Source organism: Dietzia sp. DQ11-38-2 (assembly GCF_014145055.1).
Classification (GTDB): Bacteria; Actinomycetota; Actinomycetes; order Mycobacteriales; family Mycobacteriaceae; genus Dietzia.
Genome location: NZ_JAALDW010000329.1, coordinates 1 through 3642, shown reverse-complemented (window position 1 = coordinate 3642; position 3642 = coordinate 1). Strand labels below are relative to the sequence as shown.

The following is a 3642-nucleotide window of genomic DNA, read 5'->3' as shown; positions in this document are numbered from 1 at the left end:
GTCCACGGCGCGGAACCAGCTGGTCTGCGCGGCGCTCATATCCGCTGTCCACCCGTAGCGCAGCCGGTCCCACTCGACGCCCGCCGACTTCCACCGGCCGCCACGGCCCGGCACGACGATGCGGGCGCGGAGCCGGTTGCCCAGCCCGGGCCTCAGCCCGCCCGTCCAGCCGTCGTCCACGGTCTCGTCCGCCACCACCGACAGCTGCAGGCCGTAGACCTCCGACTCGCGCGGCGGGGACTGCGTCACCATCTGGTGCAGCGTCTCCTCGATCCGCCTCCGCCAGTCGGGCAGTGGGGAATCGGGCACGGGGTAGTCGGATCCGGGGTAGTCGGATCCGGGATCGTCCGCCGCGGCGAACAGCATGAGCGCCGCGGCGTGCTTGCACCGCATCGCCACGGGGCAGGTGCAGGTGCTGAGCTTCGGACGGGACCAGCCGTCCTGATCGGGAGTCCCGAAGGCGACCTCGGTCCGGTACCGGCGGCCCCCACTTCCCGCGACCGAGGCCGACAGGGTCCGCGAACCAGGGGTGTATCCCACGTCACCGATGGCGTCCGCATTGACGTACGGCCGCGACCGAGCCAGCGCCGCGGACCCCACGAACCGCTCGACCTCGGACTCCGGGACCCTCACGCTCGACCGCACGCCCCAAGGGTAGGGCCGACCCACGACACCGGGCGCGCGAGTTCGGCCGCACCGTTGACGTACTGACGACGCAGGCCTAATGTGAAACCAAATGGTTTCATATCACACGCACGGGGTGGATCTCAGTGACGACGACGTGGATCGGTTGTTCCGGGCGTTGGCCGACGCCACGCGCCGGGACATCGTCCGCCGCACGCTCACCGACGAGTACTCCATCTCCGATCTCGCCCATCACTACGACATGTCGTTCGCGGCGGTCCGCAAGCACGTCAACGTCCTCGAGGAGGCCGGGCTCGTGACCGACGACCGCCACGGCCGGGAGCGCCGCATCCGGGGCAATCCCGAGGCGATCCGCCGGGCCCAGAGCCTGCTGGACGGCTTCGAACGCCTCTGGCGGGGGCGCATCGACAGGCTCGACGCCTTACTCGCCGAGGACTGACCCCGAATCCGAACCCGACCCTCACCCTGACCACCACACCCAGACCGCACCCCGAGAGACCCACCACGAGGAAAGAGGCCGACCATGCCAGTCACATCCGTCGACAAGGACCTCGAGGAGTTGACGATGACCATCGTCGCCGACTTCCCCGTGACGGTCCGCCGACTCTGGGACGCGTATGCGGATCCACGCCAGCTCGAGAGGTTCTGGGGTCCGCCCCAGTGGCCGGCCACCTTCACCCGTCACGACTTCTGCCCCGGCGGCAGGTCCGAGTACCACATGACCGGACCCGACGGCACCCGCAGCGGCGGCTACTGGGAATTCCTCTCGGTGGTCGAGGGGGTCTCGTTCGAGGTCCTGGACGGCTTCACCAGCGCGGACGGCGTGCCCGATCCGGAGATGCCGACGATGCGCGCGGTGTTCTCCTTCGAGGAGACCGACAGCGGCGCGCGTCTGACCACCACAACGTACTTCGCCGGCCTCGACCAGCTCGAGCAACTCCTCGGCATGGGCATGGAGGAGGGCACCCGGTCCGCGATGGCCCAGATCGACGACGTCCTGGCCGACCTGCGCTCCTTCGCCGCCGACCGAGCGGCCGGCGCACAGCTCCTCGGGGACACGCAGGTCCGGATCAGCCGTGTACTGCGCGGGACACCCCGGCAGATCTGGGACGCGCACCATGACCCTGAGCTACTGAGCCGGTGGTTCCACGGACCCGACGGCTGGGCACTGGTCAGCTACCGGGTCGCCTCTGCACCCGGCGAGATCACCCGCTTCGAGTGGGCCCCCGCCGCCGGCGTCGAGGGAGAGGCCTTCGCCCTGACCGGCGAGGTGCTCGCGTCCGATCCGCCGCACCGGGAGGTCTTCACCGAGACGATGGAGGGGGTCGAGGGCCCGCCCACGCACAACGAGCAGACGCTCACGGCCGTCGCGGACGGGACGCTGATGACGCTCGTCATCACCTACGACAGCGCCGAGCTCCGCGACATCATCCTCGGCACCGGAATGGTCGAGGGCATGGAGGCCGGCTACCGACGGCTCGAGACGGAGGTCCTGGCTCCCGGTTGAGCCGCAGCCGGAGACCGCCGGACAGCACGCCACCCCCACAGGACGTCACCACTCCACAGCGAAAGGACCGCCATGCGCACGCTCATCATCACCGCCTTCATGTCCCTCGACGGGGTCATGGAGGCGCCCGGCGGGGAAGAGGGTTATCGCAACGCCGGATGGACCTTCCGGGACATCCCCTTCGACGAGGCCGCGTACGAGATCAAGGGACGCGAACAGGACGAGGCCACCGCGCTCCTGCTCGGGCGCCGCAGCTACCAGGCGTTCTCGCCGGTCTGGCCGAGCATGACGGAGGATTTCGCCCGGTACAACGAGCTGCCCAAGTACGTGGTGTCGTCCACCCTCACCGACGCGGACCTCGTGGACGACTGGGGACCGACGTCCATCCTGCGCTCGGTCGAGGAGGTGGCCGGGCTCAAAGAGAGCGACGGCGGCCCGATCATCGTCCACGGCAGCGCGACCCTCGGCCACGCCCTGTCCGAGGCGGGCCTGGTCGACCGCTACCACCTTCTGGTCTTCCCGCTCCTGCTGGGCGCGGGAAAGCGCCTCTTCGGCACGGCCGACGTCGACGCCATTCCGCTGGCCCTCACCGAGCACGAGGCCTACGGCAACGGCGTCCAGAAGATGGTCTTCGACGTCGTCCGGAAGGCGGGCGACTGACGACCGCGGAGGGAGGAGCCGGTCAGCCGAGTATCCGGGCGAGTGCCAGCATGCCCTCGTCCTCGGTCGGCAGGGTGACGCGGATGAGGGCCCTGAGGGTGGCCGTCAGCCGTGAGGCGAGTTCGTCGATCGTCTCGTCCTGATCTCCCCCGTCGAGCCAGGCGAGCGTCTGCACCTCGATGCACGTCAACCAGGAGCGGACGGTCAACCTGGCCAGGCGGGTTGGTTCGCCGATTCCGACGCGGCGGTAGATCTCCTGCTCAGCCCGCAGGAAGACCATCGAGACCACGGAATCGTCCGTGCCCGGGAGACGTGAGTTCCGCAGCAGCGCACGAGCGGGCAGCCTCACCTCCTGACATGTGTAGAGGAAGTCGTGGAGAACCCGGACGAGTTCGGCGTCCTGATCGTCGGTGGTCTCGAGCCGGAGGCGGTCGACGAAATCCTGGGCGACGAGGTCCACAACGGACTGGAAGACCTCGTCCACCGACGAGTAGTGGCGGTAGAACAGCGCCCGGGACACACCCGCCCGGTTGACGATGTCCGCGACGGTGACCTTCTCGGAGATCGTCGCGGCGAACAGGGCGGACGCCGCTGACGTGATCTGGCGCATCCGATCACGGGGCGGGAGCCGTCGACGCTGCCCGGAGGGCCCGTCGGCTCCCCGGCCGGACGTGGCGGTCCCGGTGTCGTCCCTCTGCCCACTCACGGGCACCACCCTAGTGGGGCGGGGTCGGCCGACCACTAGAGGTCCACGGTGAGGCCGACGCCCTCCGCGCGGTCCGTGCACAGCAGCATCTCCCGCGCCCCCGGCCGGCCCGGCGCGCCCGCGC

4 protein-coding genes and 1 pseudogene are annotated in these 3642 nt (G+C 69.8%); 3 read left to right on the top strand and 2 right to left on the bottom strand.

Features of this window, described 5'->3' with window-relative positions:
- Positions 1-645, bottom strand: a pseudogene (locus G6026_RS11500) (helicase SNF2); the annotation flags it as partial.
- A 91-nt stretch (positions 646-736) separates the two neighbouring features.
- Between G6026_RS11500 and G6026_RS11495 the strand changes: the two are divergent.
- From G6026_RS11495 to G6026_RS11485, 3 genes are all read left to right on the top strand, one after another.
- Positions 737-1084 (top strand): metalloregulator ArsR/SmtB family transcription factor, encoded by a 348-nt coding sequence (locus G6026_RS11495; RefSeq protein ID WP_182613254.1) that lies wholly within the window; start codon positions 737-739, stop codon positions 1082-1084.
- A gap of 84 nt (positions 1085-1168) precedes the next feature.
- Positions 1169-2152, top strand: a complete 984-nt coding sequence (locus G6026_RS11490; protein WP_182613253.1) for an SRPBCC family protein — start codon at positions 1169-1171, stop codon at positions 2150-2152.
- Positions 2153-2224: 72 nt separating this feature from the next.
- A complete protein-coding gene (locus tag G6026_RS11485; RefSeq protein ID WP_107757461.1) occupies positions 2225-2812 on the top strand; it encodes a dihydrofolate reductase family protein in 588 nt (195 codons plus the stop codon).
- Between the two features lie 22 nt (positions 2813-2834).
- On the opposite strand, the gene G6026_RS11480 is transcribed toward G6026_RS11485, so the two are convergent.
- Positions 2835-3518: a TetR/AcrR family transcriptional regulator gene (locus G6026_RS11480; protein ID WP_182613252.1), complete on the bottom strand. Its 684-nt coding sequence runs from the start codon at positions 3516-3518 to the stop codon at positions 2835-2837.
- Positions 3519-3642 lie beyond the last annotated feature (124 nt).

What these genes read in the sequence shown, in the direction of transcription:
- G6026_RS11490 (WP_182613253.1), top strand. Translation starts at nt 1,169, where the DNA reads ATGCCAGTCACATCCGTCGACAAGGACCTCGAGGAGTTGACGATGACC.
- G6026_RS11485 (WP_107757461.1), top strand. Translation starts at nt 2,225, where the DNA reads ATGCGCACGCTCATCATCACCGCCTTCATGTCCCTCGACGGGGTCATG.
- G6026_RS11495 (WP_182613254.1), top strand. Translation starts at nt 737, where the DNA reads ATGGTTTCATATCACACGCACGGGGTGGATCTCAGTGACGACGACGTG.